Origin of the sequence: Mesorhizobium sp. C268A (assembly GCF_040324475.1) — a bacterium.
Lineage (GTDB): Bacteria > Pseudomonadota > Alphaproteobacteria > Rhizobiales > Rhizobiaceae > Mesorhizobium.
This window is the reverse complement of sequence record NZ_JAMYVX010000001.1, coordinates 4,101,531-4,127,229: the sequence shown is the minus strand read 5'-3', so window position 1 is coordinate 4,127,229 and position 25,699 is coordinate 4,101,531. Positions and strand designations below refer to the sequence as shown.

The window sequence follows — 25,699 nt, the reverse complement described above, 5'->3', positions numbered from 1 at the left end:
TCAGATCACCGCTTCGATGAGAAACGGTCCCGGACGCGACAGCGCACTGTCGAGCAGCGCGTCGAACCGTTCGCACGTGTCGGCGCGGGCCGCCTCGACGCCCATGCCTTTGGCCAGCGCAACCCAGTCCAGCGCAGGATGGTCGAGATCGAGCATGCGCCTGGCGTTCTCGCCGATTTCATTGACCCCGACATTCTTCATTTCGCCATGCAGGATGGCGTAGGTCCGGTTGGAAAAGATGATGGTCAGCACGTCAAGCTTTTCCCTGGCCTGGGTCCACAGTCCCTGCACCGTGTACATACCGCTGCCGTCGGCTTCGAGATTGATCACCTTGCGGTCCGGGCAGGCGATCGCTGCGCCGGTAGCCATGGGAATGCCGCCGCCGATCGATCCGCCCGTACCCATCATGTAGTCGTGCGGCGCCGCAAAGGCGGATAGCGCGAAGAACCGTCTCGCCGAGGTGACTGCTTCGTCGCAGACGATGGCATTGGCCGGAAGTTTGCGCGCTATCGACAGCGCGATGGCATCGTCCGTCAGTCTCCCGCTCAGCGTCGTTTCGTCTGGAAAGGCGGTTGCCGCGGTGAATTGCTGCGTCGGCTTGATGCCGAGTTCGTCGGCCAGCGCCTCCAGCGCCGCTTTCAGATCCTGGCCATGCGCCGCCAGCGAAAGCACCTTGCAATCGTCCCGAACCAGCCGCCCGGGCTTGCCGGGATAAGCGAAGAAGGCAACCGGCTCCTTGGCGCCGACCAGCACCAGCAAATCGATGTCCCGGAGCGTGGCCGTCGCCGCATCGACCGGATAGGGAATGCGGGTCGGGGCGAACCGCCCGCGGCCGCGCTGCATGCGGGCGATCAGAACCTCACTGAACAGCCTGACATCGCTTCCCGATGAGATTCTCCCTGCGATTTCAAGTCCATCGGCGCGCGCCGCCTGCCCACGCACCACCATGCCGACACGGCCCGGCGCGGCGCGGATTGCTTCGGCGATCGTGCGCACAACATCCATGTCGACGGCGGGCGGCGGCTCCAGCTTCACCTTGCCAGGCGAAATCGCAGCAACTTCGCCCCAGGCGGCATCCGCAGGCAGGATCAAGGTCGTGACGCCAGGCGGCGTGAGTGAAGCGCGGAAAGCCGCCTCTGCGGCCGGCACAATATCGGCCGGCCCCTTGACGCGGCCAACCCAGTTCGACATCGGCGACGCCAGGCCTTCTATGTCGCTGGTCAGCGGGGCATCGAGCGGCAGATGGTAAGAAGCATGGTCGCCGACAATGTTGATCATCGGGCTGCGCGCACGCCTTGCGTTGTGCATGTTGGCCAAACCGTTGGCGAGACCCGGTCCGGTATGCAGCAACGTTGCTGCCGGGCGGTCGGTCATGCGCGCATAGCCGTCGGCGGCGCCGGTCACCACGCCCTCGAACAGGCCGAGCACGCAGCGCATCTGAGGTTTGCGGTCCAGTGCGGCAACGAAATGCATTTCGGATGTGCCAGGATTGGCGAAGCAGACCGTGACGTCATTGGCCAGGAGCACGTCGCACAGCAGATCGGCGCCATTCATGATTTTCTTTCCCAATCGACAATTCAGGAACAATTGCACCTGTAGGCGCCGGGTCGGCAATGTCCCGCCGGGGCTTTTGGTCTGATCCAGGACGCCTCGCGGGGATCCGGGATCAACCGACGGTCGCATTCAGGAAGGCCAGCATCGCGGCGGTCAACGCGTCGACGTCCTCGCCGAAGTCGTGATTGATCGACATATGCGTGTAGGCGTTGCCGTCGAACAGCGTCACTTCAGTGCCGGTGGCGCGCAGGCGCTTGGCAAAGCCTTCGATTGGTCGTCGCAGCCTTCGGCGCGCGAATAGGCGATGAAGGTCGGCGGATGCTTGTGTCCATCGAGATAGCTGGCCGGCGACAACGCCGCCCATCAGCGCCGCAGCACCGGGCAACCCGCCATTCCAGCCACTCCGAATGTTTCCTCCCAAGCCTTCTACCCGGATTGCAGCCACTCTCCTTCATGTGAAGGGAACCAACAATGCTTTCCGACAGTTGAAGGTGATGAGGCGATTGGAATCCAGATCGGCTCCGAGGGCAGAACATCATGCGTGCAACCCAATCCGACGTCTTCGATCTTTTTTCGGAAATTTATGCCAATGCGGCGGACGAAGAGGTCAGCATCCAACAGTATCTTCTTGCCTGTCGGGAAGACAAATCGATGTATGCTTCGGCTCCCGAAAGGATGGTCGACGCAATCGGCGAACCAAAACTGGTTGACACCAGCAAAGACGAGCGGCTCGGCCGCATTTTCGCGAATCGGACCCTCAAGGTCTACCCTCATTTTTCCGACTTCTATGGAATGGAGGATACGATCGAGCGCATAGCCGGGTATTTCCGCTATGCCTCGCAGGGGCTCGAAGAACGCAAGCAGATCCTCTATCTCCTCGGCCCGGTCGGCGGCGGCAAATCCTCCCTGGCCGAGCGCCTGAAGAAACTGATGGAGCAGCGCCCGATCTACACGCTGAAGGTCGGCAACCAGATCAGCCCGGTTTTCGAGTCGCCGCTTGGGCTGTTCCATCCCGATCACATGGGTGATCTGCTAGAGGATAAATACGGCATAGCCCGGCGCCGGCTGAACGGATTGATTTCGCCATGGGCGGCCAAGCGCCTCGACGAATTGTCTGGCGACATTTCCAAATTCAGCGTCGTCAAGCTGATGCCTTCGCGGCTGCGCCAGATCGGCATTGCCAAGACCGAACCTGGCGATGAGAACAATCAGGATGTCTCGGCCCTGGTCGGCAAGGTCGACATCAGGCAATTGGAAAATTTTAGCCAGTCCGACCCCGATGCCTATTCCTATAGCGGTGGCCTGAACCGGACCACGCAAGGTCTGCTTGAATTCGTCGAGATGTTCAAGGCACCCATCAAGGTTCTGCATCCGCTGCTGACCGCGACACAGGAAGGCAGCTACAACGGCACTGAAAATTTCGGCGCCTTTCCCTACCAGGGGATCATCGTCGCCCATTCCAACGAGTCGGAATGGCAACAGTTCAAGAGCAACAAGAACAATGAGGCGTTTCTCGATCGCATCCTGGTGGTCAAGGTACCCTATTGCCTGCGGATCACCGAAGAGAGGCAGATCTATGAGAAATTGCTGCGTGAGAGCGAGTTGGCCGCCAGCCCCTGTGCCCCTGAAGTTTTGGACATCCTCAGCCGCTTTGCAGTTTCGACGCGCTTGGCCGAGCACGACAACTCGCCGCTCTACACCAAGATGCGCGCCTATGACGGCGAAAATCTGAAGGAAGTCGATCCCAGGGCAAAGTCGGTCCAAGAGTATCGCGACGCCGCCGGCGTCGATGAAGGCATGACGGGCGTCAGCACGCGCTTTGCCTTTAAGATCCTTTCGCAGACATTCAACTTCGATAATGAGGAGGTGGCCGCCGATCCTGTGCATCTGATGTACATTCTGGAGGAGGCGATCAAGCGGGAGCAGTTCCCGAAGGAAACGGAAGCGGCCTATCTTGAATTCATCAAGTCGGAGCTTGCGGCGCGCTACGCCGAGTTTATCGGCCACGAAATCCAGAAGGCCTATCTGGAGTCCTATAGCGAATACGGCCAGAACCTCTTCGACCGCTACATCGCCTATGCGGATGCCTGGATTGAGGACCAGGACTACAAGGACCCCGACACCGGCCAGATCCTCAACCGGGAGATCCTGGACAACGAACTTTCGCAGGTCGAGAAACCGGCAGGCATCGCCAATCCCAAGGACTTCCGTAACGAGGTGGTGAAGTTCACTCTGCGCGCTCGCGCAAGAAACCACGGCCGCAACCCGTCATGGACCAGCTATGAAAAACTGCGCGAGGTCATCGAGAAGCGGATGTTCGGACAGGTCGAGGACCTCTTGCCGGTGATCAGCTTCGGCTCCAAGCAAGACAGCGTTACGGAAAAGCGCCATAACGAATTCGTACAGCGCATGATCGAGCGTGGCTACACAGAACGGCAGGTACGCCGGCTGGTGGACTGGTACATGCGGGTGAACAAGGCGGGTTGACAGAGCCGGATGGTTCCATGCCGATCTTCATCGACCGTCGCCTGAACCCCAAGGACAAGAGCCTTGGCAATCGACAGCGCTTCCTCAGGCGTGCTCGCGAGGAGTTGAAGCGGAGCATTCGCGATCAAATCCGCACTGGCAGGATCGCCGACGTGGATACCGAGCACGCCGTGCCCATGCCTGAAAGGAAAACGGCCGAGCCGAGCTTCAACGATGACAGGGCCAGCGGACGGCGCCGACACATCCTTCCGGGCAACAGGCATTTTTCCCCTGGAGACCTGCTCCCGAAGCCGCATGGGGGCGGCGCGGCGTCGTCGCCAGGAAACACGGCGTCGGAAGACGATTTTCGTTTCGTGCTGTCACGCGAGGAGGTGCTCGAACTCTTTTTTGAGGATCTCGAACTGCCCGACCTGGTTAAGCTCAATCTCAAGGAAATCCTTGCCTTCAAGCCGCGCCGGGCCGGCTTCGCGGCAACTGGTTCCCCGACCAACATCAATGCCGGCCGCACGATGCGCAACAGCCTAGGCCGGCGCATTGCGCTGAGGCGCCCCACGCAGCAGGAACTGGAGGCGATCCTCCGGGAAATCGTCACGCTTGAGTCGGCCCCGGCCGGCGCGGCGGTGCGCCAGCGCATCGCGGAATTACGCGACGAGCTTGACCGGCTGGAGCGACGGCGCAGGCGAATTGCCTTTGTCGATCCGGTCGATATCCGATTCAACCGCTTCGACGCCCGGCCGGTGCCGAATGCCAATGCCGTCATGTTCTGCCTTATGGACGTGTCCGGATCGATGGGCCAACGCGAAAAGGACTTGGCCAAACGCTTCTTCGTGCTGCTGCACCTGTTCTTGAAACGGCGCTACGAACGCACGGAGATCGTCTTCATCCGCCATACCCATGAGGCGCACGAAGTGGATGAGGACACGTTCTTCTACAACACGCAGAGCGGCGGTACGATCGTCTCCACCGCGCTCGACGAAATGCACCGCATTATCGGCCAGCGCTATCCTGCCAGCGAGTGGAACATTTACGCCGCGCAGGCCTCTGACGGGGACAATTTCACCACCGATTCCGAGCGATGCATAGAGCTCATGAACGGCAAGCTCATGCGCCTGTGCCAGTATTTCGCCTATGTCGAGATCATCGACGAACGCGAGAGCCACATATTCGGTGCTACCGAAAACGGGACGTCGCTTTGGCGCGCCTACAGTACGATCGAGCTGAAATGGCCCAACTTCCAGATGAGCCGCATCGCTGCTCCCGCGGATATTTACCCGGTCTTCCACCGGCTCTTCGCCAGGCAGCCGGTGGCCATCAAGAGCGCTTGAGAGAGAGAGATGGTCAGGCGAGCCAACGAAACGAATTTGTTGTTTTCCGGTTCCGACTGGAATTTCGAGAAATTATCGCGGGCTTTTGAAGAGATCGAGGCGATCGCGGTCGACGAGTTGCATCTCGATACTTACCCGGTCCAGATGGAGATAATCTCCTCCCAGCAAATGCTCGACGCCTACTCATCTATCGGCATGCCACTGATGTATCGGCATTGGTCGTTCGGCAAACATTTCCTTCACCAGGAGCTTCTTTACCGTAAGGGTGGTCGGGGGCTGGCCTATGAACTGGTCATCAACTCCAATCCCTGCATCGTCTACCTCATGGAGGAAAACACCATGGCCTTGCAGGCCCTTGTGACGGCCCACGCGGCGCTTGGCCACAATCATTTCTTCAAGAACAATCATCTGTTTCAGCAATGGACCGACGCCGGGGCAATCCTGGGTTATCTGGACTTCGCCAAGGGCTACATCGCCCGGTGCGAGGAGCGGCACGGCCTTGCAGCAGTGGAGGCTATTCTCGATTCCGCCCATGCGCTGATGGAACAAGGGGTGTTCCGCTACCACCGGCCGCCAAAGCTCTCGTCGGAGCGACAGCGCGAAGGGCTTCGCGAGCGCCTCGAATACGAAGAGCGCTCCTACAACGATCTGTGGCGCACGCTGCCGCCGTCGCAGAACAAAAACAAGTCCGGCAATGAGGATCAAGGGATGGCGGAGCGCAAGAGATCGCTCAACCTTCCCGAGGAAAACCTCCTTTATTTCCTCGAGAAGAACAGCCTGATCCTGGAACCCTGGCAGCGCGAGATCATCAGGATCGTCCGCGTCATCGCGCAATATTTCTACCCGCAGCGACAGACTCAAGTCATGAATGAAGGCTGCGCCACCTTCGTGCATTATACGCTCATGAACATGCTATTCGATCGCGGCCGGATCGGCGAAGGTGCCATGCTCGAAATCCTGCGCAACCATTCGAACGTGATCTTCCAGCCGGCCTTTGACGATCCCCGGTTTTCAGGCATCAATCCCTATGCCCTCGGCCTCGACATGATGCAGGACATACAGCGCATTTCGACCGAGCCGACGGCGGAGGACCGCGACTGGTTCCCGGACATTGCAGGACATGGCAACTGGCGCGAGGTCCTGCTTGAGGCCTGGGCCAACCACCGCGACGAATCCTTTATCCGCCAGTACCTCAGCCCGAGCTTGATCCGAAAATGGCGGTTCTTCGTGCTTGGCGATGGAGCCGACCAACCGCATTTCGAAGTCGCCTCGATCCACAACGAACGTGGCTATCACAAGATACGGGCCGAGCTAGCCCACGGTTACGACCTTGGAGCGAATCGGCCGGACATCCAGGTGATTGATGTCGACCTGCTCGGCGACCGGCAGTTGCGACTGCAACACAGGGTAAAGGATGGTGTTGTGCTCGAAGGGGCCAGCCGTGACGCGACGCTGCGCCATGTCCGCAGCCTCTGGGGCTACGAGGTCAGCCTGGTCGCAGTTGACGCTCAAACCGGTGCGACCATCCACGAACGGTCTACGAGCCAGATCGCGGCATAAGCTCGGCAAAGAGCGTCATGTGGCGGGCCTGCTCGGTACCTTTAAGATTCGCCCGCCGGCCTGATCCTGATTCTGGCGATCCGGTTTTTGTCGCGCTTCATCACCACGAAGCGCTTGCCGTGGAAGGTGAAAGCCTGCTTTTCCTCGGGGATCGACTGCGTCTCGTGGATGACCAGGCCGGCAATGGTGGTCGCTTCCTCGTCAGGCAGGTTCCAGTCGAGCGCCCGGTTGAGATCGCGGATCGGCACGGTGCCGTCGACGACCACGGAACCGTCCGCCTCCTGCTTCACGCCCTGAATGTCTACATCGTGCTCGTCGGCGATCTCGCCAACGATCTCCTCGATAATGTCCTCCAGCGTCACCAGCCCTTCGACCTCGCCATATTCGTCGACGACGATAGCGAAATGCGCCTTGGCGCGCAGGAAGGCGTTGAGCTGTTCCTGCAGCGTCGTGGTGTCGGGCACGAACCAAGGCTTCGAAGCGATCTTCATCACGTCGATCCGGGAAAAGTCGTTGCCGACCTCGTTCAGCGCTCGCAGCAGGTCCTTGGCGTGCAGCACGCCGACAATGTTGTCGAGAGAGCCTTTCCACAACGGCATGCGGGTGTGCGGGCTTTGCAGGATCTCGCGCACCACCGCTTCCGGCCCATTGTCGGCATTGACCGAGCGCATATTGGTGCGGTGGACCATGATGTCGGAGACTTCGAGCTCGGCGAGATCGAACAGCCCGCCGACGCGGTCGCGGTCCTCACGCACCATCTGGCCGTCGCGGCGGAAATCGTCGACCGCGCCGCGCAACTCGTCCTGTGTCGAGCGCTGCGGCTCGATGCGCGACAGCTCATAGCCGAACATGGCAAGCAGGCGCGTGCGCACGGCCAGGACCAGCAGGATGAGGATGGCAAGGACGGCGACGACGGTCCAGCCGGGCTCGTTGATCATCGCTGCCGGCTTTCCTGGCCCGGGTGGTTCTCCCTGAGGAACGAAAGCACTTCCGACGCCGGTACATCCTTGGCAATAAAAGCCTGGCCAACGCCGCGCGTCAGGATGAAGGTCAGCGCGCCGCGCGACACTTTCTTGTCCTGGGTGATGAAGCCAAGCAGCGCCTCGGCATCGGGCAACTCACCAGGGATGTCGGCCATCCGCCAGGGTAGACCGACGGCGCGAAGATGCGCCTCCACGCGCGCCGCGTCGTCCGGGCTGGCCAGATTGAGCCTTGCGGAAAAGCGGTGCGCCAGCGCCATGCCGATGGCGACGCCTTCGCCATGGACGAGGCGAGCGCCATCATACTGTGTGGCGCCTTCCAGCGCATGGCCGAACGTGTGGCCAAGATTGAGCAGTGCGCGGTCGCCGGTTTCGAACTCGTCGCGGGCGACGACATCGGCTTTGGCGCGGCAGGCCTCGGCAATCGCCTCCGCCCGTTCCGCACCACCGGCGAACACCTTTTCCCAGTTCGCTTCCAGCCAGGCGAAAAACGCCGGTCGGTCGATCAACCCGTATTTGGCAAGCTCGGCATAGCCGGCGCGAAATTCGCGGATCGGCAGCGTGTCGAGCACTTCGGTGTCGGCCAGCACCAGCTTCGGCTGATGGAAGACGCCGACCAGATTCTTGCCGCGCGGGCTGTTGATGCCGGTCTTCCCACCGACCGAGGAATCGACCTGCGCCAGCAGCGAGGTTGGAATCTGGACGAAATTCATGCCGCGGCGCACGATGCCGGCGGCAAAGCCGGTCAGGTCGCCGATGACGCCACCGCCGAGCGCAATGACGACATCGCCGCGCTCCAGCTTGGCGGCGAGCACGCCGTCGACCACCTCTTCGAGATGGGCAAAGCTCTTGGTCTTTTCGCCGGCCGGCAAAGTGATGACGGCAGGCTGGATGCCGCCTGTTTCCAGACCGGCCTTCAGCGCGTCGAGATGTGCCGCCGCGACATTGTCGTCGGTGACCACCGCCGCCCTCGTGCCGGGCAGGCGGCGCGAAATCTCGGCGCCGGCGCGCGCCAAAAGGCCAGGGCCGATCAGGATGTCATAGGCACGCTCGCCAAGGCCGACCTCGACAGTGACCGGTTCGCTCACAGCCGCACCTCGCCTGGCGCAGTCGGAGCCGGAATGCCGAAATGCCCGCACAGCGCGTCGACAACCTCCGTCGCAATGACCTCCTTGCGGTCGTCGCGTGTCGGCACGGTGATGTTGGACGTGGCATAGACCGGGTAGCGCTCGCCCATCAGTCGCTCGAGCACGGCGCGCGGATCGGCGCTTTTGAGCAACGGCCGGTTCTGCTTCTTGGACACGCGTTCCATCAACAGGTCGATCTCGGCCTTCAGCCACACCGACACGCCATGCCCGGCGATCGCTTCCCGCGTCTGCGCATTCATGAACGCGCCGCCGCCGGTCGACAGCACCTGCGGCCCACTCTCCAGCACGCGCAGGATGACGCGCTGCTCCAATGCCCGGAATTCGGTCTCGCCATAGCGTTCGAACAGTTCCGGCACCGTCATGCGCGACACGGTTTCGATCTCCTGGTCGCTGTCGACGAAGGGCAGCGACAGCATCGTCGCCACCTTGCGGCCGATCGCCGTCTTGCCGGCGCCCATCAGGCCGACAAAGACGATCGAGCGGCTGCCCAGCCTGTCGAGCAGCGCGGCATGGCTATCGCCGGGAGGATTTGCTGGTAACGCGTTCATGAGACCATGCTGTTTCTAAGCCGTCTTTACCGGCGTATCGACATCAAAAGCCCGTTTGCGTCAAGCATAGCGCCTTTCGCACGCAGAGCCCTTCGTCCTTGAATTGACGGAATTAGCGTCCCATAAGGACACGGGCTTGGAATCGCAGAGCAAGAAGACGGGCGAAGATTGATGCCGACACTGTTCCGCTTTGTCGTGACGATGATGATTCTTGCCGGCATTGCCTATGGTACGATGGTGGCGCTGGCGATGTTCGTCGAGCCGAAAAAAGCCGAAATCACCGTGCGCATCCCACCGGAAAAGCTGAACCCCAAGAAAAACTGACCCAAACTGACCCCTGGAACATGAACAGCGCGGCTCGCATCGAAGCCTTTCTCGAGATGATGAGCGCCGAACGCGGTGCCGCTGCAAACACGCTGTCTTCCTACCGCCGTGATCTCGAAGACGCTTCGCAGCAGATTGCCGGCGGGCTTGCCGCTGCCGCCGCAGCCGACATCCGCGCCTATCTCGACGATATCGCGGCGCGCGGCTTTGCGTCGACGTCGCAGGCGCGCAAACTGTCGGCGATCCGCCAGTTCTTCAAGTTTCTCTACGCCGAGGGCTTGCGCGGCGACGACCCGACCGGCACGCTGGACAGTCCGAAAAAGGGCCGGCCGCTGCCCAAGACGATGAGCGAGGCCGATACCGGTCGGCTGCTCGACCGTGCGGCGCTTGAGACAGGCGATGGCGTCAATGGTGACCGGGTGGCGGCACTGCGCCTGCACGCTTTGGTCGAGGTGCTCTATGCCACCGGCCTGCGCGTCTCCGAACTTGTCGGCCTGCCGGTGACCGTCGCGCAGCGCGACGACCGCTTCTTCATGGTGCGCGGCAAGGGCGACAAGGAGCGCATGGTGCCGCTGTCGGCCAAGGCCCGCATGGCGATGCGGGCATGGCTCACGGCCCGGGCGTCGGTGCCGGCTTTCGCCGACAGCCCGTTTCTGTTCCCGGCCGCCGGCGACAGCGGCTTTCTCTCCCGGCAGGTCTTTGCCCGCGACCTCAAAGGCCTTGCCGCGCGGGCCGGCATATCGGCGGCGAAAATTTCGCCGCATGTGCTGCGCCATGCTTTCGCCAGCCATCTCCTGCAGAACGGCGCCGATCTCAGGGCGGTGCAGCAGCTGCTCGGCCACGCCGATATCTCGACCACGCAGATTTACACGCATGTGCTGGAAGAGCGGTTGGTGCGGCTGGTCAACGATCATCATCCGCTTGCCGACTAGGCCTCATATCGCTATGTGAGGGCAACGTGCCCGCGCGGAGCCTACATCTGCGCGATGTTTGCCTTCCGACGCATCGGTCCGCTCAAGAATGTACAATTACCTCGATTTCGAAAAGCCGGTGCAGGACCTTGAACTCAAGATCCTCGAGCTGAAGAAGCTTGCCGAGAATGGCGAGGCGGTCGATGTCGGCGACGAAATCAGCCGGCTCGAGAAGCGCGTGCGCGACGCGCTGCGCGACATCTACAAGGCGCTGACGCCGTGGCAGAAGGTGCAGGTCGCGCGCCACACCGACAGGCCGCATTGCCTCGACTACATCAAGGGTCTGTTCAGCGATTTCACGCCGCTCGCCGGCGACCGCAATTTCGGCGAGGACCAGGCGATCATCGGCGGCTTCGCCCGATTCCGCGGCGAACCGGTGGCCGTCATCGGCCAGGAAAAGGGCTCCGACACGGCGAGCCGGCTCAAGCACAATTTCGGCTCGGTGCGCCCTGAAGGCTACCGTAAGGCCGTGCGGCTGATGGAACTTGCCGACCGCTTCCAGATTCCACTTCTGACGCTGGTCGACACCGCCGGCGCCTACCCCGGCGTTGGCGCCGAGGAACGCGGCCAGGCTGAAGCCATCGCCCGTTCAACCTCGGCCTGCCTCGGCCTCAAAGTGCCATCGATTTCGGTCGTCATCGGCGAAGGCGGTTCGGGCGGCGCCATTGCGATCGCCACCGCCAACCGCGTCTACATGCTGGAACACGCCATCTATTCGGTGATCTCGCCGGAAGGCGCTGCCTCGATCCTGTGGCGCGACACCACGCGCTCGAAGGATGCGGCGACCAACATGAAGATCACCGCCCAGGACCTTCTGGAAATGAAGATCATCGACGCCATCATTGCCGAGCCGCTCGGCGGCGCCCAGCGCGCGCCCGAAACGGTGATCGCCGCCACCGGCGACCTCATTGCCAAGACGATGAAGGAATTTGCCGGCGCCAACACCGATTTTCGCGAGCAGCGCCGCGAAAAATACCTGGCGATGGGCCGCAGCCTCTGATTTCGGCGGGCAACGCACCGCAATGTGGCGTCAAGGAGCAATTTCGCCATAAAAATGCCGCCGCATTCGGCTCAATAAAAAATCCGTGACACCGGGCGAATTGCCGTGGGGGACGCCGTCCGACGCTTGCGGTAAGGAATTTTCAAGGTTAACGGGCTTAGGGTGTCCGTCAGTGTTCAGCATACCGGACCGGTCGCTATCCGGCCCGTGACGCGAGAAAAAGACATAGCCGTATCCATGTTTACCAAGCTTGCCCGGACCGCACTTCTGATCGCCGCGCTTGGCGTTGCCGGCTGCAACGATTCCTCGATGAAGAATTTTGCGCCGGAAGCCAGCAAGCCGCTGCCGGACAAGATCCTGGCCGACATGAAGGCCAAGGGCATGATCCGCACCTCGTCGGTGATGGCTCGCATCTTCAAGGAAGAAGGCAAGCTCGAAATCTGGAAGGCCAAGACCACCGGCCGCTACGAGATGGTCGCCAGCTACGACATCTGCAAATGGTCGGGCAAGCTCGGCCCGAAATACACCGAGGGCGACCGCCAGGCGCCGGAAGGTTTCTATACGGTCCGCCCGTCGCAGATGAATCCGCGCTCGAACTATCACCTGTCCTTCAACATCGGCTATCCCAACGCCTATGACCGTGCCAATGGCCGCACCGGCGCCAATCTGATGGTGCACGGCGCCTGCTCGTCGTCGGGCTGTTATTCGATGACCGATCCGCAGATCGAGCAGATCTACGCTTTTGGTCGCGATGCCTTCCAGGGCGGCCAGACCGAGTTCCAGATCCAGGCCTTCCCATTCCGCATGACCGCCGCCAACATGGCGCGTTACCGCAACGACCCGAACTATGAGTTCTGGAAGATGCTGAAGGTCGGTTACGACAATTTCGAGATCACCAAGGTGCCGCCGAAAGTCGATGTCTGCGACAAGCGCTATGTCTTCAACCAGGTGGCGCCCGAGGGCACGACATTCGATCCGACCGGCGCCTGCCCGGCGACCACGCAGCCGGATTCGCTGAAGAGCGCACTCAACGCCTATCAAAGCAGCTATGACGCGGCCTTCACCGGCGCGGTCAAAGCCAGCGTGCCGGCGCCCAAGCCGACCATTGCCGGCATCAAGGAAGCCGCCATCGTTTCCGAATGGTCGAAGCGCCGCGCCCGGGGCGAGCGCGTGCCGATCGAACCGCCGTCGCTGAATTCCGACGGCACGCTGACCGAGACGGCGCGCATGGGCCGCATCGATTCGCCCGCCGGCCGCAAGATGGCGGCGCTGGACGCAGAGAAGGAAGCCAAGCGCAAGGCCGAGGAACAGCGGGTTGCTGCCATCGAGGCTGCGAAAGCCGCCAAGGCCCAGGCACTGGCTGAAAAGCAAGCCGCAAAGGCCCAAGCGCTGGCCGAAAAGGAAGCAGCCAAGCAGGCCCCCCAGCAGCCGGTCGCCACTGCGAGCGTCGAGGCGGTGCCTGCAGAACCGCCGGCGGACGAAAGCCGGATGTCGAAGATCAAGAACAAGCTGCTAGGCATGTTCGGCGGCTGAGGTTTTTCGCCTTGCCGATGCATGTCGCCCAAAAGTGCGCAGCGGTTTTGGGACAAAGACATGCATGAAGACAAACAAACAAATCACACCGCGATCTATGACCTCAAGGGCCTGAACTGCCCCCTGCCCGTTCTCAAGGCGAAAAAACGCCTGGCGGCAATGCAGCCGGGCAGCCGGCTTTGGCTGGAGACCACCGACCCGCTGGCGGTCATCGACATCCCCGCCTTTTGCGCCGACGCTGGCCACCAGCTTGTTGAAACATCAGCCGTCAGCGGCGGCCACCGCTTCCTGGTCGAACGCGGCGCATAGCGAGCCTGACAATCAGCCCCCGGCTATCGCCAGCGGATTGCTCTCCAGCGCCGCGCGATCCGGCGTGTCGATCGACGGCCGGTTGGTGAAGGCGGAAAACAGCCGGCGCACATAATCTTCCGGCATATCGAGCGTGATCAGCACCAGCCTGGTGCCGCGTTGGCCGTCCGGCCAGGCCAGCAGCCGCGCCGGCGGATGCAGGATCTTCTGCACCCCGTGGACGACAAGCGGCCGCGACGGGTCCTCCGCAAGCTCGATGACGCCCTTCATCCGCAAAAGCTTGTCGCCATGCGCAGAACGCAGCAGGTCGAGGAACATCTCGATCGCCGAAAACGGCACCGGGCCGTCATGGACCAGCGAGTAGGAGCGCACGCGGGAATCGTGGCGGTGGTGGTGCTCATGCTCGCCGTGGTCATGATCATGATGATGGTGGTGTTCATGGGCGGCTTCTTCGCCGAGCCAGCGCCGGACATCGGCGGATTTGGTCGCCGGATTGTAGAGGCCGCAATCGAACAGCGCCGTGACGCCGGTTCGGCCGTCGCCGGCGCCCAGCACCACGGCGCCTGGATTGAGCTGATGGAGTCGCGTTCGCAAAGCATCGACGTCGCCGGGATCGCTGGCCAGATCGACCTTGGTCAGCACGATGCGATCGGCGACCGCCACCTGCTTGACCGCCTCGACATGGCCGTCGAGCGTCGCATTGCCGTTGACCGCGTCGACCAGCGTGATGACGCCATCAAGTCGGAAGGCCTGCACAAGGGCGGGATGCGCCATGATCGACTGCAGCACCGGCGCCGGATCGGCGAGCCCGGTGGTTTCGACGACGACGCGGGCGAGGCGGGCGATACGGCCCGTCTGCAGCCGGTCGACGAGGTCAGCCAGCGTGTCGACCAGTTCGCCGCGCACCGTGCAGCATAGACACCCGTCGGACAGCTGGATGATGCCGTCCGAGGCCTGCTCGACCAGAAGGTGGTCGATCGCCACCTCACCGAATTCGTTGATGATGACGGCCGTGTCGACCAGTGCCGGATCTTTGAGCAGCCGGTTGAGCAATGTCGTCTTGCCGGCGCCGAGGAAGCCGGTGACCACCGTGACGGGTATCGGAAAGCCAGCCATCGCCTAGTTCGCGGCTTTGACCAGCTGGTCGCCCTGCACTGCGGTTGCCTGGCCCACCACGGCCGGTTCGGCGCCCTTTGGCGCCGGAATGTCTGGCCGCCAGCTCGGCAGCGGCACATCGGCGTATTCCTGGCCGCCCTGGTCGAGCATCGCCTTCGGCGCCGGCCCGGTGGCGCCGCCGAGGCCGACGGCAACCAGCGTCGGCACGTGGTCGAGCTTTTCCTGATAGGGCGATTTCGGCACGTCGGCACCCTTCGCGGCCACCGGCGGAGCCGCCTCGGACTGCTCGTGCGGCGCCTTCTTCCTGCAGATCTCATCATGCATGTCGTTGGGTGACATTGTATCGCCATAGGAAGGCATGGCCGCGACCGTGAGCCAGTTCGGGTCGGGCGTGGCAAAGCCCTGGTCGAGCAGCCTGGCGGCGGTCTCGGCACGGCTGATCGCCGATTTTTCGCCGAGCACGACCGCGACCAGCGTGCGGCCATTGCGTGTCGCCGAGCCGATCATGTTGAAGCCCGAGGGACAGACGAACCCGGTTTTCATGCCGTCGGCGCCGGGATAGCGCCCGATCAAGAGATTGTAGTTGGAGATCGCCTTCTTGCCGACGGCAAGGCCTTCGATCGAGAACCAGGGGGCGTATTGCGGGAATTCCTTGCGGATCGCCATCACCAGCAGGGCAAGATCGCGCGCCGTCGTATACTGCTCCGGCGAAAACAGTCCGTTCGGATTGACGAAATGCGTTCCGGTCATGCCTAGCCGCGCCGCCTCCGCATTCATGCGAACGGCGAATCCGGCCTGCGAGCCGCCTATGTTTTCGCCGATGGCCATGGCGATATCGTTGGCCGATTTGACCAGCATCATCTTCAACGCATTGTCGAGCCGCATCACCGAGCCCGGCTTGAAGCCCATCTTGCTCGGCGGTTCGCCCGCCGAATGCTTGGTCACCTTGATCGGTGAATCGAGCTGGACCTCGCCGGCGGCAATCGCCCGGAAGGTGACATAGGCGGTCATCAGCTTGCTCAGCGAAGCGGGATACCAGCGCTTGAATGCGTCCTGGTGCTGCAGAACCTTGCCGCTGTTGAGGTCGAACAGGATCACCGGATTGGCCAAAGCTGGCCCAGCCAGCATGGGTAGCGCCAAGCCGCCCGTTAGCAGTAATTTGAGGATATGGCTGTGCCGCATCATGGAATCCGAAATCGCCTCTTGCCGTAGTCGCCCCTGGCTCCGTAAGATTTCGTTACGCGATGGCCAGCATGACCTGATCCGGCCCTCAATTTCCGGATCACATTGTCTGGGGTGCTATTTACCCTATGTGACGCCAAGATGGCAAAGTGCCAAGATGGCAACAAGCATGGCAATCACAATTGCAATCAAGCAGGCCAGATCGTCTGCTCCAACAGCGAGATGGAACCATTATGCCGATTCTCAACCGCGCCGCCGAGATGCAGGATGAAGTTGCCGGCTGGCGACGCCATCTGCACCAGACGCCAGAACTGAATTTCGATGTCTTCAAGACCGCCGCCTTCGTCACCGAGAAGCTGAAGGAATTCGGCTGCGACGACGTGGTGACGGGCCTCGGCAAGACCGGCGTCGTCGGCATCATCCATGGCCGCAAGGGGCAAGGCGCGACCATCGGCTTGCGCGCTGACATGGACGCGCTGCCGATCAACGAGATCACCGGCAAGCCCTATGCCTCGACCATCCCCGGCAAAATGCATGCCTGCGGCCATGACGGCCATACGGCGATGCTTTTGGGCGCCGCCAAATATCTGACCGAAACGCGCAATTTCGCCGGCTTGGTCGCGGTCATCTTCCAGCCGGCGGAAGAGGGCGGCGGCGGCGGCAACGAGATGGTCAAGGACGGCATGATGGAGCGTTTCGACATTTCGCGCGTCTTTGGCATGCACAACATGCCGGGCCTGCCGGTGGGCCAGTTCGCCATCCGGCCGGGTCCGATCATGGCGGCGACCGCCGAGTTCACCATCACCGTGAAGGGCCGCGGCGGCCATGCGGCGATGCCGCACGGCACGATCGACCCGATCGTCATCACCAGCCAGTTGGTCGGCGCCCTTCAGACGGTCGCTTCGCGCAGCACCGATCCGGTCGAGGCGGTGGTGGTTTCGGTGACGAAGTTCCACGCCGGCGACGCCTACAACGTCATTCCCGAGACCGCCGAGATTGCCGGCACGGTGCGCACACTGAAGAAAGAGATCGCCAAGAAATCGGAAGAGCGCATCCGCACCATCTGCGAAGGAATAGCCACCGCCTTCGGCGCGACGATCACCGTCGACTATGACGCCAACTATCCCGTGACCTTCAATCATCCGGAAGAAACGGTCTTTGCCGGCGATGTCGCGGCAAATGTCGCCGGCGACACCCAGGTCCACCGCGCCATCCAGCCGGTGATGGGCGGCGAAGACTTCTCCTACATGCTGGAAGCCCGACCTGGCGCCTTCATCTTCATCGGCAATGGCGAGACCGCCGGCCTCCACCATCCGGCCTACGACTTCAACGACGAAGTCATCCCGCACGGCATGAGCTACTGGGTAAAACTGGCCGAAACGGCGCTCGCAGCCTGACCTGCCCCGACGAAAGGCCGGCCGATTAGCCTTCGGCCGGCCTCTTCATTGCCTTCGGGGCGAGCCTCTTGGCGAAACGATCGGAAGCGGCTATGTGTCTGGCCGCGTGGTCCCGTAGCTCAGTAGGATAGAGCGGCAGATTCCTAATCTGTAGGTCACAGGTTCGATTCCTGTCGGGATCACCAGCAAGATCAAAGGCTTGGTGACTGAGATAGCCTGTCGGCATGTTGCAGCACTGATGGACTGGTTTTCGGTGATTTTCACGGACGCGACCAAGCAAGCAGCCTGACTTTAGTTCCATAGAAAAAGTCCATCCCTGAGGTCTCAGGAGCGAGCTTTAAGCATCTACAGCCGCGAAGAGAATCGACCTCTTGCAAGTACAATTCCAGATCGAGCGATGGTTCCCAGTCGATCCGTTACGGTCTGAGTTCGGCGCCGCCAACTCAACGAAGCCGGCCGTATCCTAGCTGGCAACCAGGGGCACCGTGACGGTCGTGGCGTAATTTATCGGATACTGGTCGAAATACGGGAAAGCGATGACGAAGGCATAGCTGGCGGTCAGATGCGCCATCTTGAAACCGCCGCTGGCAGGGTCGGTCGCGATCGTCACAATGACGTTCTTCAGACCCAGGTTCACCAATTTCTGCGTGGCGATGGCCTGGATGTCGCTCTGCGAAAGCGTGTTGTTCAGCTGCAGCGCCCGGGAAGAGGTTTCCAGTGTATAGCGGACGGTCGACACGGCATTCATGGCCCAGCCGAAGGCGAAGATTCCGAACAAAAGCATCACCAGGAAAGGCGCGATCAAGGCGAATTCCAGCCCGGCTGCGCCGGAGCAGTCACGGCGCCACCTGGATCCGATCCTTTCAGCGGACACGGATCACCTGCTGATGACTGATCGCGCGCGGGTCCGGGAAGACACCGAAGTTAAACGGGGGCACCCAGGTGCCCGTCGCCGTTATCTGGACGAAGACGGTCGGCAGCTTCGTTCCGCCGCAAATGGTGGTCGCATCCACGACCGTGGCGCCGCACAAATAGGAGCGGACCAGTACGACCGCGGCGTCCTCGGGCTTGTCGTTCCAGCTCGAAAGCGCGACCGCCTGCGTTCCGGTGTCATTGGACGCGCCGGCCATTACGAGATTGGCCGCGGTTTTGACGCCCGCGCGCATCTGCAGGTAACTCGTTACGTAGGACCAGCCGTCGGCGATGCCGAGGCAGACGAGGCACAGGATGGGCAGCAACATGGAAAACTCGACGGCAGCTATCCCGGATTTGTCCAGGACAATGCGCAAGGTCCGCCCACCCATCCCGCTACTCGACGAGCTGAACGGATTGCGTCGCCGGAATGTTCTTCATCCCGAGGCTGGTGCAGTCCTGCTTGATGGTCGTACTGCCGGACCACTGGATGGTGTCGGCGACGACCTGAGTGCAGCCGCCGTTCCCGGAGAAGTTGCCAAGGTAGTTGACCTGCTGCCTGGGGAAATAGATGGCGCCGGTCAAAAGCGAGGCCGCGGTGCCGTTGAAGGTGCTCTGCGCCGCAGTCCCGGTCCTGTCGCCGTAGAACAGCACGCCGGAATAGGCTCCGGAGGTAGGCGCGCTCAGCGTCACCTTGGCGTTGCCGTTCATGCTGACGGTGTTGCTGCCTGCCATGAAGATGGTTACCCCGCTGCCGGCGACGACCGCGTTGGCGTTGACCTTCATACCGCCCTGCACGACGTAGACGCCGGGCTGCAGGGTGACGTTGCCGCTGAGGCTCATGCCGCTACAGTAGGTGCCAGGCTGGAGTGTTTGCGACGTCTTGTTGCCGTTGACATTCTTGCAAGGGTTGCCTGCTGTCGGCGTCGCCAAGCCGGAGAAAGGATCGGCTGCCGGCAAGGCTCGGGTGATGTTGGACTTGCAGACTGTGGTCGCTGGATTGTTCAGCACCATGCCGCCGACCGTGATCAGGCAGTCGGCCTTGAGCACAGCCGAGCCCTGCGTCTTTATGGCGTCCAAGGCAATCGAGTCCGACATGACCGAACAGCCGGTGAGGTTGACGGTGGTGTTGCCGGAAAAGAGCGCAGCCTGGGAGGCCGAGGGACTGAGCGCCAGCACACAAGCCTTGGAGGCGTCATTGATCAGCGCCACCGCCCTTGCCTGTTCGGCAACGGGCGCCTGGTTGAAAATCGCCGTGAAGTAGCGATCGAGATTCTGCTTGACGATGACCTCTACCGCCTTCTTCGCGGTGTTCGGGCCGGACAATGGCGGCGTGTTGACCTGGATCGTGCCCGGCGTGGCAAAATTGTTCGAGGTCGCGGACTGCGTGGCGGCGGCAATGATGGTCGGGTTATCGGAACCCGCGACTTTCTCGAGCGCACCGGCATAGGCCGCGGCATCGGCGACGGCCTGCAGCTTGAGGCTGCTGTAGTACCAGAAGGATGTCTCGACACCGAGGCCGGCGCCGCCGACCACGACCGGCAAGGTGAAGGCAAAGATGACGGCAACGTTACCGTTCGTGGCGCGCGTTGGGCGGCCCAAAGCAAACCAAATCCGGGTGAACGCGTTGGATGCCATATGTATTAGAAACCACGAATAGATAAACGAATGTCTAAAAACTCCATTCCGATTCGACGTAGTCGAACGTGCTAGGCGCAATTGCAGCGACCGCGCATCATCCTGTCGGAGGTACCGCCCCAGAATCGATGAATGCGAAATATGCCGCTATCGCGAACTTTGTTGTCGACCAAGTGACATTTAAATGCCCCCTCTGCGAAGAAGCTATCGAGAAGACAGGGGACACCGCGCTGCCCGGTAAGGGGAAAGATCGGCTCACGCCGCCTCAGGAACTTTGTGCAATCCGTCCGGGGCTGGCTCTGAGGGCCACACGCTCGAAACCAACCACTCCAGCCACGATCAGTCCGTGAGGCGCCCACGAAACAACGTGGTGCCGTCGGTCAACTGCGACCTGGAGATATCCCGGAACCCAGCCCCGGCCATCCACCCGCGATACTGACCTTCCGTGTACGATTCGCCTGCGCGGTAAAGGTTCAGGAAGGTGAGATTGAGAAAGACACCCTCAGGCGGGCCGAGACGGTCGTGATCGACGACACCCCACCCCGCAATTGCGATCTCGCCTCCTTGGGTGAGGCAACGCGCCGCGTTCAGGATCGAACTGCGCGCCTGGTCCGGCGGCAGGACCTGGACGACGGCCTTCAGGATTGCCAAGTCATGCCGGCCGGTCGATGGCGCGACCGTTATGTCGCCTTCTTCGACAACCACATCGCCGGCACCGTATTCCGACAGGATCGCTGGTGCGACCGCTGCGACCGTCGGGAGTTCCATCAAAGTCGCCGCAATATGCGGCCATCGCTCGCGAAGTCCGACCAGAATGGTCCCGGCGCCGCCGCCGATGTCGATCACCGAACGGACCGCCGAGAGGTCCAGCTCACGGGCCAGATTCCGGCCGAAAATCACCCCTCCCGGTGCGAGCATGCGGCTGAAGGCCGCTGCGGATTCTAGCCCCGCTTCGGAAAAGTCATGCAGCGCGGCCGGCCGGTTCTGCCGCAGCGACTCTGCGGTCAAAAGGTCGGCTCCCCAGAGTTCGCGCAGCAGCACATGATCGCCGCCGCGATAGGTCGGCTTGGACGCGTCAAGAAACTCCGACGATTCGGCTCCGTTGCGAAACTGACCATCCTCGACCTCGAGGAGACCGATGCTGGCGAGCGCGTAGAGGAGCCGCGACAGACGAGCGGGCTCGACTTTGAGCGCTGCCCCAAGGCTGTCGGCAGTCGCAGCATCGCCGCCGAGCCGGGTGAAGATGCCAAGGTCCAGCCCGGCACGAAGCGCCAAGGCAGGGGGCACCCCTGCGATCAGCTTGTCGATCCGATCGGAATCCACCATGTCATATCCCGTTGTGCGATCCAGGATCGACTTTGAACAGCTCGGCCAACCTCGTCAAATCAGTTCACCAGCGCGTCGCTCTCCACGTCGAACAGGTTCAGCTTGGCGGTATCGGGTTCGACATAAAGGGTATCTCCGGGGCCGGCGCTGATCCTACCAGCGCCCGCGACCGTTGTGCGCCGCCCCGGCATACCTCAAAAACCGGCTGTGATGATGGCTGGCCGCGCCTTCGAACGCTACGCAGGCAAGGCCAGCAGCGCCAGTCCGGCCAGCGCCGAGCCGGCCAATGTCGGCAGCATGCCGATCCTCAGTTTCAGCATGGCGACCATAGCGGCTGCCGCCAGCAGCGCGGCACGCCAATCCAGCGACGACAGCACCGGCACCTCCATGCCCAGGCCAACGCGGTGCACCGCGCCGAAGACGACATGAAGTGCGAACCACAGCGCAAGGTTCATCACCACGCCGACGACAGCCGCTGTGATCGCACTCAGCGCGGCCGACAGTGCCTTGTTGCCGCGCAGCGCCTCGATGTAGGGGGCACCGAGAAAGATCCAGAAGAAGCACGGCACGAACGTCACCCAGAGCGTCAGCAATGCGCCGAGCGATCCGGCGACAAGCGGTCCCATCGCACCGGCGTGACGATAGGCGGCGACGAAGCCGACGAATTGCAGCACCAGGATCAATGGTCCCGGCGTCGTCTCGGCCAGGCCAAGCCCATCGACCATTTCACCCGGCGCCAGCCAGCCGAACGAGGTCACCGCTGCCTGCGCGACATAGGAGAGTGCGGCGTAGGCGCCGCCGAATGTGACCACCGCCATCAGGCTGAAGAAGCCGCCAAGCTGTGCCCAAACACTGGCAGGGCCGGTCAGCGCCAGGATCAGTATGACCGGCCCGAGCCAGATCGGCAGCCAGATCGCGATGGTGCGCGGCGCGTGCCATTTCGTCGGCTTGGTGTGAGCGAGTTCGCCGCGTTCGAACATGACGTCGACGGCGCCCCTGACATCGGGCAAATTGTCCTTGCCGCGTGCGGCTCCGGAAAAACGCGCCGGTGCCAGGCGGTTGCCGATCCAGCCGGTCAGCCCTGCAACCAGGATGATCAGCGGAAACGGCAGCCTGATGACATGAATGGCAAGGAACGCGGCCACCGCGATCGCCATCATCACCCGGTTCTTGAGCGCCCGTTTGCCGATGCGGAGGACCGCCTCGACGACGACGGCCAGCACCGCCGCCTTGATGCCGAAAAACAGCGCCTCGATGACGGGCGCATCATTGTAAAGCACGTAGAAGATGCTGAGGCCCAGCATGACAAACGCACCGGGCAGCACGAACAGGATGCCGGCAACGAGGCCGCCGGCGGTCCGGTGCAGCAGCCAGCCGATATAGATGGCGAGCTGCTGTGCCTCGGGGCCTGGCAGAAGCATGCAGTAGTTGAGCGCATGCAGGAACCGCTGCTCGCCGATCCAGCGGCGATCCTCGACCAATTCCTTGTGCATCAGCGCGATCTGTCCGGCCGGCCCGCCGAAGGAGAGCAGGCCGATCCTTGCCCACAGTTTCGCGGCTTGGCGGAAGGTCGGGACGATCGGAGCCTCGGTAGCCTGTGCATCGTCGTCCGCGGCGAGGGCGCTCATGGCGCTTTGCCCGCGCTGGGCCAATTGTGGGTTTCGTCAGTGGCATCGCGGCACCATCTGAAGAACGCATCGTAGAGCAGCATGCCGGCATCAAGCTGTTCGAGATCGTCGCGGAACATGCGCGACAGCCCGAGCGATGCAGCGAGGAACCCGGCCGCCTGCGGTACGAGATCGAGGCGCGCCGTATCGGCTGCACGCACGATCAGCGCAAGGCGATCGAGCGCTTCGGACCGCAACCCGAACTCTTCGATCATCGTGTCGAAGGTGCAGCGCTCGCCGCGATGGCTCCAGAACACGTCGTCGATGTCGAAGGCAACTGCCCCAAACCGATCGGCGGCCGCCAGCACTTCAGACGGCTCGACAAACAGGAACACCGCTGAGGGATCGACGAAGCGGCGGATCAGCCAGGGACAGGCGATGCGGTCGACCTTGGGGCGGGCACGCGTCACCCAGACCGTGCGGCCCTTGTCGTCGCGGGGCGGTATCTTGTCGGCCTTGACCAGAAGTCCCTTGGCCGCCTGCCACGCCTCGAAGCCGCCTTCAAGGGATTCGGCAGCAATGCCCTCATGGCGCAGCCATGCGGCAACGCCTTGCGAGAGCTTCAGCCCCTTCTGGCAGATGACGACAGCATGAGCCCCCGTGAACTCGGCCGCCCAGCTCGAAACAGACTTGAAGTCGCGCCGGCACGAGGCCGGAAGCAGGCGCGGATCGGCGTCGTAGTCTTCGTCGATGCGGACATCGACAAGAACAGGCGCGTCGGACAGACCGACAAGGCGGGAAAGCTGCGCTACGGTGATTGCGGTTGTTGACGGCATGGCGTCCACCTCCAGAGTGAGAGTTTGGACGCGATCATTGGGCTGACGCCTCACGGGGTCGTCGCGAAGGAACCCCTTGCCACAATGCTGGATTGATCCTTCGCCTTTGTCAAGGAAAGAGCGGCGCCGGGGGACCGCGCCTACTGCGCCGTCCAGCCGCCATCCATCGGCAAGGTGGTGCCGGTGATCTGTCTGGCTGCGTCAGAGCACAGGAACAGAGTCAGCGCGGCGAGCTCCTCGACGGTGACGAATTGCTTCGTCGGCTGCGCTGCCAGCAGCACGTCGTGCTTGACCTGTTCCTCGGTCATGCCGCGCGCCTTCATCGTGTCGGGGATCTGTTTTTCGACCAGTGGCGTCCAGACATAGCCGGGCGCGATGGCGTTGACGGTGATGCCGTCCTGCGCGACTTCCAGCGCTACCGTCTTGGTCAGACCCGCTATGCCGTGCTTGGCCGAGACGTAAGCCGACTTGAACGGCGAGGCGACCAGTGCATGCGCCGACGCGGTATTGATGATGCGGCCCCATTTGCGCGCCTTCATGCCGGGCACCACGGCCTTGATCGCGTAAAAGGCGGCCAGCAGATTGATGCGGATGATGGCTTCCCACTTGTCATCGGGAAACTCCTCGATTGGCGCGACATGCTGTATCCCGGCATTGTTGACCAGAATGTCAAGGCTGCCCAAGGCCTGCTCGGCTTCGTGCACCATGGCGGTCACCGCTGCGCCGTCCATCATGTTGGCGCCGGAGTAGCGGCACTGGACGCCGAAATCCTTCTCGATGCCGGCGCGCTCCTGTTCGATCGCCGGGGCTTCGCCAAGGCCGTTGATCGTGACGTTGGCGCCCTCGGCGGCAAGGGCGCGGGCAATGGCCAGGCCAATGCCGCTGGTCGATCCGGTGACGAGCGCATTCTTCGAAGAAAGGGAACCCATGGAGATCTCGCGACTGTTGGGAGGGACTACAAAGACACATAGTTTGTGCGCCGCAACATGACAACGCCATAACCATATGTCGGCGCTGTTACAGCCCTAAAACGCGCTTTGCCGGCCTCGCCGAGCGCCGTCTCAAGGCTGACACGTCAAGGCTGACACGGCAGTGTTATGGTGCGGCGCAACATAGTCGGCCGCGCATTCGCGCAGTCATTCCTGAACCATCGATCCAACGAATAAGGGGGCTGTAGCTTGAAATCGCCGATGTCGTGATGCGTGCCTATGCCATGCCGCTCACCAACCGTCCTTTCCGCCCGGCCCGTATCGCTTCTTAGATCCGACGCCCTGAGCTATCCCGCAATCTCCAGCAGGGCCGATACCAGCAAGCGGCGTTCGTCGGCGGAAAGCACGTCGGAATCGAAGAGGTTCATGCTGCGCAGCCCTTCGATGGCCAGAAAGCAGACCAGCAGCGTCTTCAGGTCCGGCGTCTCGCTCTTCAGCCGCTGCAGCAGCTGCGACTTGAAGGCTTTTATCGGCGTCAGGAAATCCGGATCCTCGGCGATCGCCGAGAATATCCACGAAGCCGTCGGCTTCGGCTCCTCGCAATCATCCGCCGAGAGCCGGATATAGGTGGCGAGCAGGCTCTCGCCGCTGGCGCCGGCGACACGGCCCGATTCCAGCGCCAGCTCGAACGCGCGCAGGTAATTCTCCACCAGGCCCTGCATCAGTTTGGCCTTGGTCGGAAAGTTATATAACAGGCCGCCTTTCGACACGCCGGCGCGGCTGGCGACGGCGTCAAGCGACAGGCTGCCGGGACCGGTCTCGCGTGCGACATCGGCGGCGGCGGCGAGTATCTTGTCGCGCGAATTTGCCCTTTGGGTCTTCATCGATCCCTTCCCCCGCACCAGCCTAGGCGGAATTGACAAGACCGTCCAGACGGTACAGTAAGTTCGCCGTCATTTGTAATCGGGACCTGGCGTCGATAAGTGTCCCGCTATTCGGCTATTTTGCCGGACATCG

The 25,699-nt window shown here is 62.3% G+C and carries 24 protein-coding genes and 1 tRNA gene; 10 read left to right on the top strand and 15 right to left on the bottom strand.

Translation table 11 applies throughout. The features are described 5' to 3' along the window. Nucleotides 1-1,554 (bottom strand): acetolactate synthase large subunit, encoded by a 1,554-nt coding sequence (locus NKL06_RS20140; protein WP_023694053.1) that lies wholly within the window; start codon nt 1,552-1,554, stop codon nt 1-3. Between the two features lie 112 nt (nt 1,555-1,666). Next, entirely contained in the window at nt 1,667-1,918 is a 252-nt protein-coding gene (locus tag NKL06_RS20135) for a hypothetical protein (protein WP_245260666.1), read from the bottom strand. 173 nt (nt 1,919-2,091) lie between these two features. Here NKL06_RS20135 and NKL06_RS20130 point away from each other — a divergent pair, with 173 nt between their 5' ends. Genes NKL06_RS20130 through NKL06_RS20120 form a run of 3 tightly spaced genes read left to right on the top strand, consistent with a single transcriptional unit; the run spans nt 2,092 to nt 6,926 of the window. After that, on the top strand, nt 2,092-4,041 hold the full coding sequence (locus tag NKL06_RS20130) for a PrkA family serine protein kinase (protein ID WP_023685367.1): 1,950 nt from the start codon (nt 2,092-2,094) through the stop codon (nt 4,039-4,041). Nucleotides 4,042-4,058: 17 nt separating this feature from the next. After that, nucleotides 4,059-5,366, top strand: coding sequence for a YeaH/YhbH family protein (locus tag NKL06_RS20125; protein ID WP_023685368.1), 1,308 nt, complete (start codon nt 4,059-4,061; stop codon nt 5,364-5,366). 9 nt (nt 5,367-5,375) lie between these two features. Then, complete coding sequence (locus NKL06_RS20120; protein WP_023685369.1) at nt 5,376-6,926, top strand: SpoVR family protein; 1,551 nt, start codon at nt 5,376-5,378, stop codon at nt 6,924-6,926. 41 nt (nt 6,927-6,967) lie between these two features. On the opposite strand, the gene NKL06_RS20115 is transcribed toward NKL06_RS20120, so the two are convergent. The 3 genes from NKL06_RS20115 to NKL06_RS20105 are packed head-to-tail and all read right to left on the bottom strand — an operon-like array spanning nt 6,968 to nt 9,602. Then, nucleotides 6,968-7,864 carry an HlyC/CorC family transporter gene (locus NKL06_RS20115; protein WP_023670669.1) on the bottom strand — a complete coding sequence of 299 codons (897 nt, stop codon included), beginning with the start codon at nt 7,862-7,864 and terminating at the stop codon, nt 6,968-6,970. Beyond that, nucleotides 7,861-8,994, bottom strand: a complete 1,134-nt coding sequence (gene aroB / locus NKL06_RS20110; RefSeq protein WP_023694054.1) for a 3-dehydroquinate synthase — start codon at nt 8,992-8,994, stop codon at nt 7,861-7,863. Before aroB ends, NKL06_RS20115 begins: the two co-directional genes overlap by 4 nt. Beyond that, nucleotides 8,991-9,602, bottom strand: coding sequence for a shikimate kinase (locus NKL06_RS20105; RefSeq protein ID WP_023670667.1), 612 nt, complete (start codon nt 9,600-9,602; stop codon nt 8,991-8,993). The genes aroB and NKL06_RS20105 overlap by 4 nt, the downstream gene beginning before the upstream one ends. 171 nt (nt 9,603-9,773) lie before the next feature. On the opposite strand from NKL06_RS20105, the gene NKL06_RS20100 reads away from it, so the two are divergent. The 5 genes from NKL06_RS20100 to NKL06_RS20080 all read left to right on the top strand — a co-directional run bounded on the left by NKL06_RS20100 (nt 9,774) and on the right by NKL06_RS20080 (nt 13,739). Continuing rightward, nucleotides 9,774-9,926: a hypothetical protein gene (locus NKL06_RS20100; RefSeq protein WP_023670666.1), complete on the top strand. Its 153-nt coding sequence runs from the start codon at nt 9,774-9,776 to the stop codon at nt 9,924-9,926. A 20-nt stretch (nt 9,927-9,946) separates the two neighbouring features. Beyond that, nucleotides 9,947-10,858, top strand: coding sequence for a site-specific tyrosine recombinase XerD (locus NKL06_RS20095; RefSeq protein WP_286439652.1), 912 nt, complete (start codon nt 9,947-9,949; stop codon nt 10,856-10,858). 88 nt (nt 10,859-10,946) lie between these two features. Continuing rightward, nucleotides 10,947-11,897: an acetyl-CoA carboxylase carboxyltransferase subunit alpha gene (locus NKL06_RS20090; RefSeq protein ID WP_023670665.1), complete on the top strand. Its 951-nt coding sequence runs from the start codon at nt 10,947-10,949 to the stop codon at nt 11,895-11,897. A 237-nt stretch (nt 11,898-12,134) separates the two neighbouring features. Beyond that, nucleotides 12,135-13,430: a L,D-transpeptidase family protein gene (locus NKL06_RS20085; RefSeq protein WP_023694055.1), complete on the top strand. Its 1,296-nt coding sequence runs from the start codon at nt 12,135-12,137 to the stop codon at nt 13,428-13,430. A gap of 60 nt (nt 13,431-13,490) precedes the next feature. After that, nucleotides 13,491-13,739, top strand: coding sequence for a sulfurtransferase TusA family protein (locus NKL06_RS20080; protein WP_027050749.1), 249 nt, complete (start codon nt 13,491-13,493; stop codon nt 13,737-13,739). Nucleotides 13,740-13,751: 12 nt separating this feature from the next. Here the strand turns inward: NKL06_RS20080 and NKL06_RS20075 are convergent, their stop codons facing one another. Both NKL06_RS20075 and NKL06_RS20070 read right to left on the bottom strand, forming a co-directional pair. After that, on the bottom strand, nt 13,752-14,855 hold the full coding sequence (locus NKL06_RS20075) for a CobW family GTP-binding protein (RefSeq protein WP_023694056.1): 1,104 nt from the start codon (nt 14,853-14,855) through the stop codon (nt 13,752-13,754). Between the two features lie 3 nt (nt 14,856-14,858). Beyond that, entirely contained in the window at nt 14,859-16,037 is a 1,179-nt protein-coding gene (locus tag NKL06_RS20070) for a D-alanyl-D-alanine carboxypeptidase family protein (RefSeq protein WP_023694057.1), read from the bottom strand. Nucleotides 16,038-16,270: 233 nt separating this feature from the next. On the opposite strand from NKL06_RS20070, the gene NKL06_RS20065 reads away from it, so the two are divergent. Both NKL06_RS20065 and NKL06_RS20060 read left to right on the top strand, forming a co-directional pair. Beyond that, the gene (locus NKL06_RS20065; RefSeq protein WP_023694058.1) at nt 16,271-17,434 is read left to right on the top strand and encodes a M20 aminoacylase family protein; all 1,164 of its coding nucleotides are present in this window, start codon (nt 16,271-16,273) and stop codon (nt 17,432-17,434) included. 108 nt (nt 17,435-17,542) lie between these two features. Then, nucleotides 17,543-17,619 (top strand) — tRNA-Arg (locus NKL06_RS20060). Nucleotides 17,620-17,897: 278 nt separating this feature from the next. Here the strand turns inward: NKL06_RS20060 and NKL06_RS20055 are convergent. The 8 genes from NKL06_RS20055 to NKL06_RS20020 all read right to left on the bottom strand — a co-directional run bounded on the left by NKL06_RS20055 (nt 17,898) and on the right by NKL06_RS20020 (nt 25,566). Next, nucleotides 17,898-18,308 (bottom strand): TadE/TadG family type IV pilus assembly protein, encoded by a 411-nt coding sequence (locus NKL06_RS20055; protein ID WP_023708223.1) that lies wholly within the window; start codon nt 18,306-18,308, stop codon nt 17,898-17,900. Further along, on the bottom strand, nt 18,298-18,738 hold the full coding sequence (locus NKL06_RS20050; RefSeq protein ID WP_023696401.1) for a TadE/TadG family type IV pilus assembly protein: 441 nt from the start codon (nt 18,736-18,738) through the stop codon (nt 18,298-18,300). Before NKL06_RS20050 ends, NKL06_RS20055 begins: the two co-directional genes overlap by 11 nt. Before the next feature lie 4 nt (nt 18,739-18,742). Then, nucleotides 18,743-19,948: a pilus assembly protein TadG-related protein gene (locus tag NKL06_RS20045; RefSeq protein WP_352580799.1), complete on the bottom strand. Its 1,206-nt coding sequence runs from the start codon at nt 19,946-19,948 to the stop codon at nt 18,743-18,745. 375 nt (nt 19,949-20,323) lie between these two features. Next, the gene (locus tag NKL06_RS20040; RefSeq protein ID WP_023693716.1) at nt 20,324-21,310 is read right to left on the bottom strand and encodes a methyltransferase; all 987 of its coding nucleotides are present in this window, start codon (nt 21,308-21,310) and stop codon (nt 20,324-20,326) included. A 236-nt stretch (nt 21,311-21,546) separates the two neighbouring features. Then, complete coding sequence (gene chrA / locus NKL06_RS20035) at nt 21,547-22,938, bottom strand: chromate efflux transporter (RefSeq protein WP_023693714.1); 1,392 nt, start codon at nt 22,936-22,938, stop codon at nt 21,547-21,549. Continuing rightward, complete coding sequence (locus tag NKL06_RS20030) at nt 22,935-23,753, bottom strand: chromate resistance protein ChrB domain-containing protein (protein ID WP_023670055.1); 819 nt, start codon at nt 23,751-23,753, stop codon at nt 22,935-22,937. The genes chrA and NKL06_RS20030 overlap by 4 nt, the downstream gene beginning before the upstream one ends. Before the next feature lie 140 nt (nt 23,754-23,893). After that, nucleotides 23,894-24,682, bottom strand: coding sequence for a 3-hydroxybutyrate dehydrogenase (locus NKL06_RS20025; RefSeq protein WP_023693713.1), 789 nt, complete (start codon nt 24,680-24,682; stop codon nt 23,894-23,896). A 347-nt stretch (nt 24,683-25,029) separates the two neighbouring features. After that, nucleotides 25,030-25,566 carry a TetR/AcrR family transcriptional regulator gene (locus tag NKL06_RS20020; protein ID WP_023693712.1) on the bottom strand — a complete coding sequence of 179 codons (537 nt, stop codon included), beginning with the start codon at nt 25,564-25,566 and terminating at the stop codon, nt 25,030-25,032. Nucleotides 25,567-25,699 lie beyond the last annotated feature (133 nt).

Bases quoted from the DNA above. Each gene is read 5' to 3' on its own strand.
- NKL06_RS20140 (WP_023694053.1), bottom strand. From the start codon at position 1,554: ATGAATGGCGCCGATCTGCTGTGCGACGTGCTCCTGGCCAATGACGTC.
- NKL06_RS20135 (WP_245260666.1), bottom strand. From the start codon at position 1,918: ATGGGCGGCGTTGTCGCCGGCCAGCTATCTCGATGGACACAAGCATCC.
- NKL06_RS20130 (WP_023685367.1), top strand. From the start codon at position 2,092: ATGCGTGCAACCCAATCCGACGTCTTCGATCTTTTTTCGGAAATTTAT.
- NKL06_RS20125 (WP_023685368.1), top strand. From the start codon at position 4,059: ATGCCGATCTTCATCGACCGTCGCCTGAACCCCAAGGACAAGAGCCTT.
- NKL06_RS20120 (WP_023685369.1), top strand. From the start codon at position 5,376: ATGGTCAGGCGAGCCAACGAAACGAATTTGTTGTTTTCCGGTTCCGAC.
- NKL06_RS20115 (WP_023670669.1), bottom strand. From the start codon at position 7,864: ATGATCAACGAGCCCGGCTGGACCGTCGTCGCCGTCCTTGCCATCCTC.
- NKL06_RS20105 (WP_023670667.1), bottom strand. From the start codon at position 9,602: ATGAACGCGTTACCAGCAAATCCTCCCGGCGATAGCCATGCCGCGCTG.
- NKL06_RS20100 (WP_023670666.1), top strand. From the start codon at position 9,774: ATGCCGACACTGTTCCGCTTTGTCGTGACGATGATGATTCTTGCCGGC.
- NKL06_RS20095 (WP_286439652.1), top strand. From the start codon at position 9,947: ATGAACAGCGCGGCTCGCATCGAAGCCTTTCTCGAGATGATGAGCGCC.
- NKL06_RS20090 (WP_023670665.1), top strand. From the start codon at position 10,947: ATGTACAATTACCTCGATTTCGAAAAGCCGGTGCAGGACCTTGAACTC.
- NKL06_RS20085 (WP_023694055.1), top strand. From the start codon at position 12,135: ATGTTTACCAAGCTTGCCCGGACCGCACTTCTGATCGCCGCGCTTGGC.
- NKL06_RS20080 (WP_027050749.1), top strand. From the start codon at position 13,491: ATGCATGAAGACAAACAAACAAATCACACCGCGATCTATGACCTCAAG.
- NKL06_RS20075 (WP_023694056.1), bottom strand. From the start codon at position 14,855: ATGGCTGGCTTTCCGATACCCGTCACGGTGGTCACCGGCTTCCTCGGC.
- NKL06_RS20070 (WP_023694057.1), bottom strand. From the start codon at position 16,037: ATGCGGCACAGCCATATCCTCAAATTACTGCTAACGGGCGGCTTGGCG.
- NKL06_RS20065 (WP_023694058.1), top strand. From the start codon at position 16,271: ATGCCGATTCTCAACCGCGCCGCCGAGATGCAGGATGAAGTTGCCGGC.
- NKL06_RS20050 (WP_023696401.1), bottom strand. From the start codon at position 18,738: ATGGGTGGGCGGACCTTGCGCATTGTCCTGGACAAATCCGGGATAGCT.
- NKL06_RS20040 (WP_023693716.1), bottom strand. From the start codon at position 21,310: ATGGTGGATTCCGATCGGATCGACAAGCTGATCGCAGGGGTGCCCCCT.
- chrA (WP_023693714.1), bottom strand. From the start codon at position 22,938: ATGAGCGCCCTCGCCGCGGACGACGATGCACAGGCTACCGAGGCTCCG.
- NKL06_RS20030 (WP_023670055.1), bottom strand. From the start codon at position 23,753: ATGCCGTCAACAACCGCAATCACCGTAGCGCAGCTTTCCCGCCTTGTC.
- NKL06_RS20025 (WP_023693713.1), bottom strand. From the start codon at position 24,682: ATGGGTTCCCTTTCTTCGAAGAATGCGCTCGTCACCGGATCGACCAGC.
- NKL06_RS20020 (WP_023693712.1), bottom strand. From the start codon at position 25,566: ATGAAGACCCAAAGGGCAAATTCGCGCGACAAGATACTCGCCGCCGCC.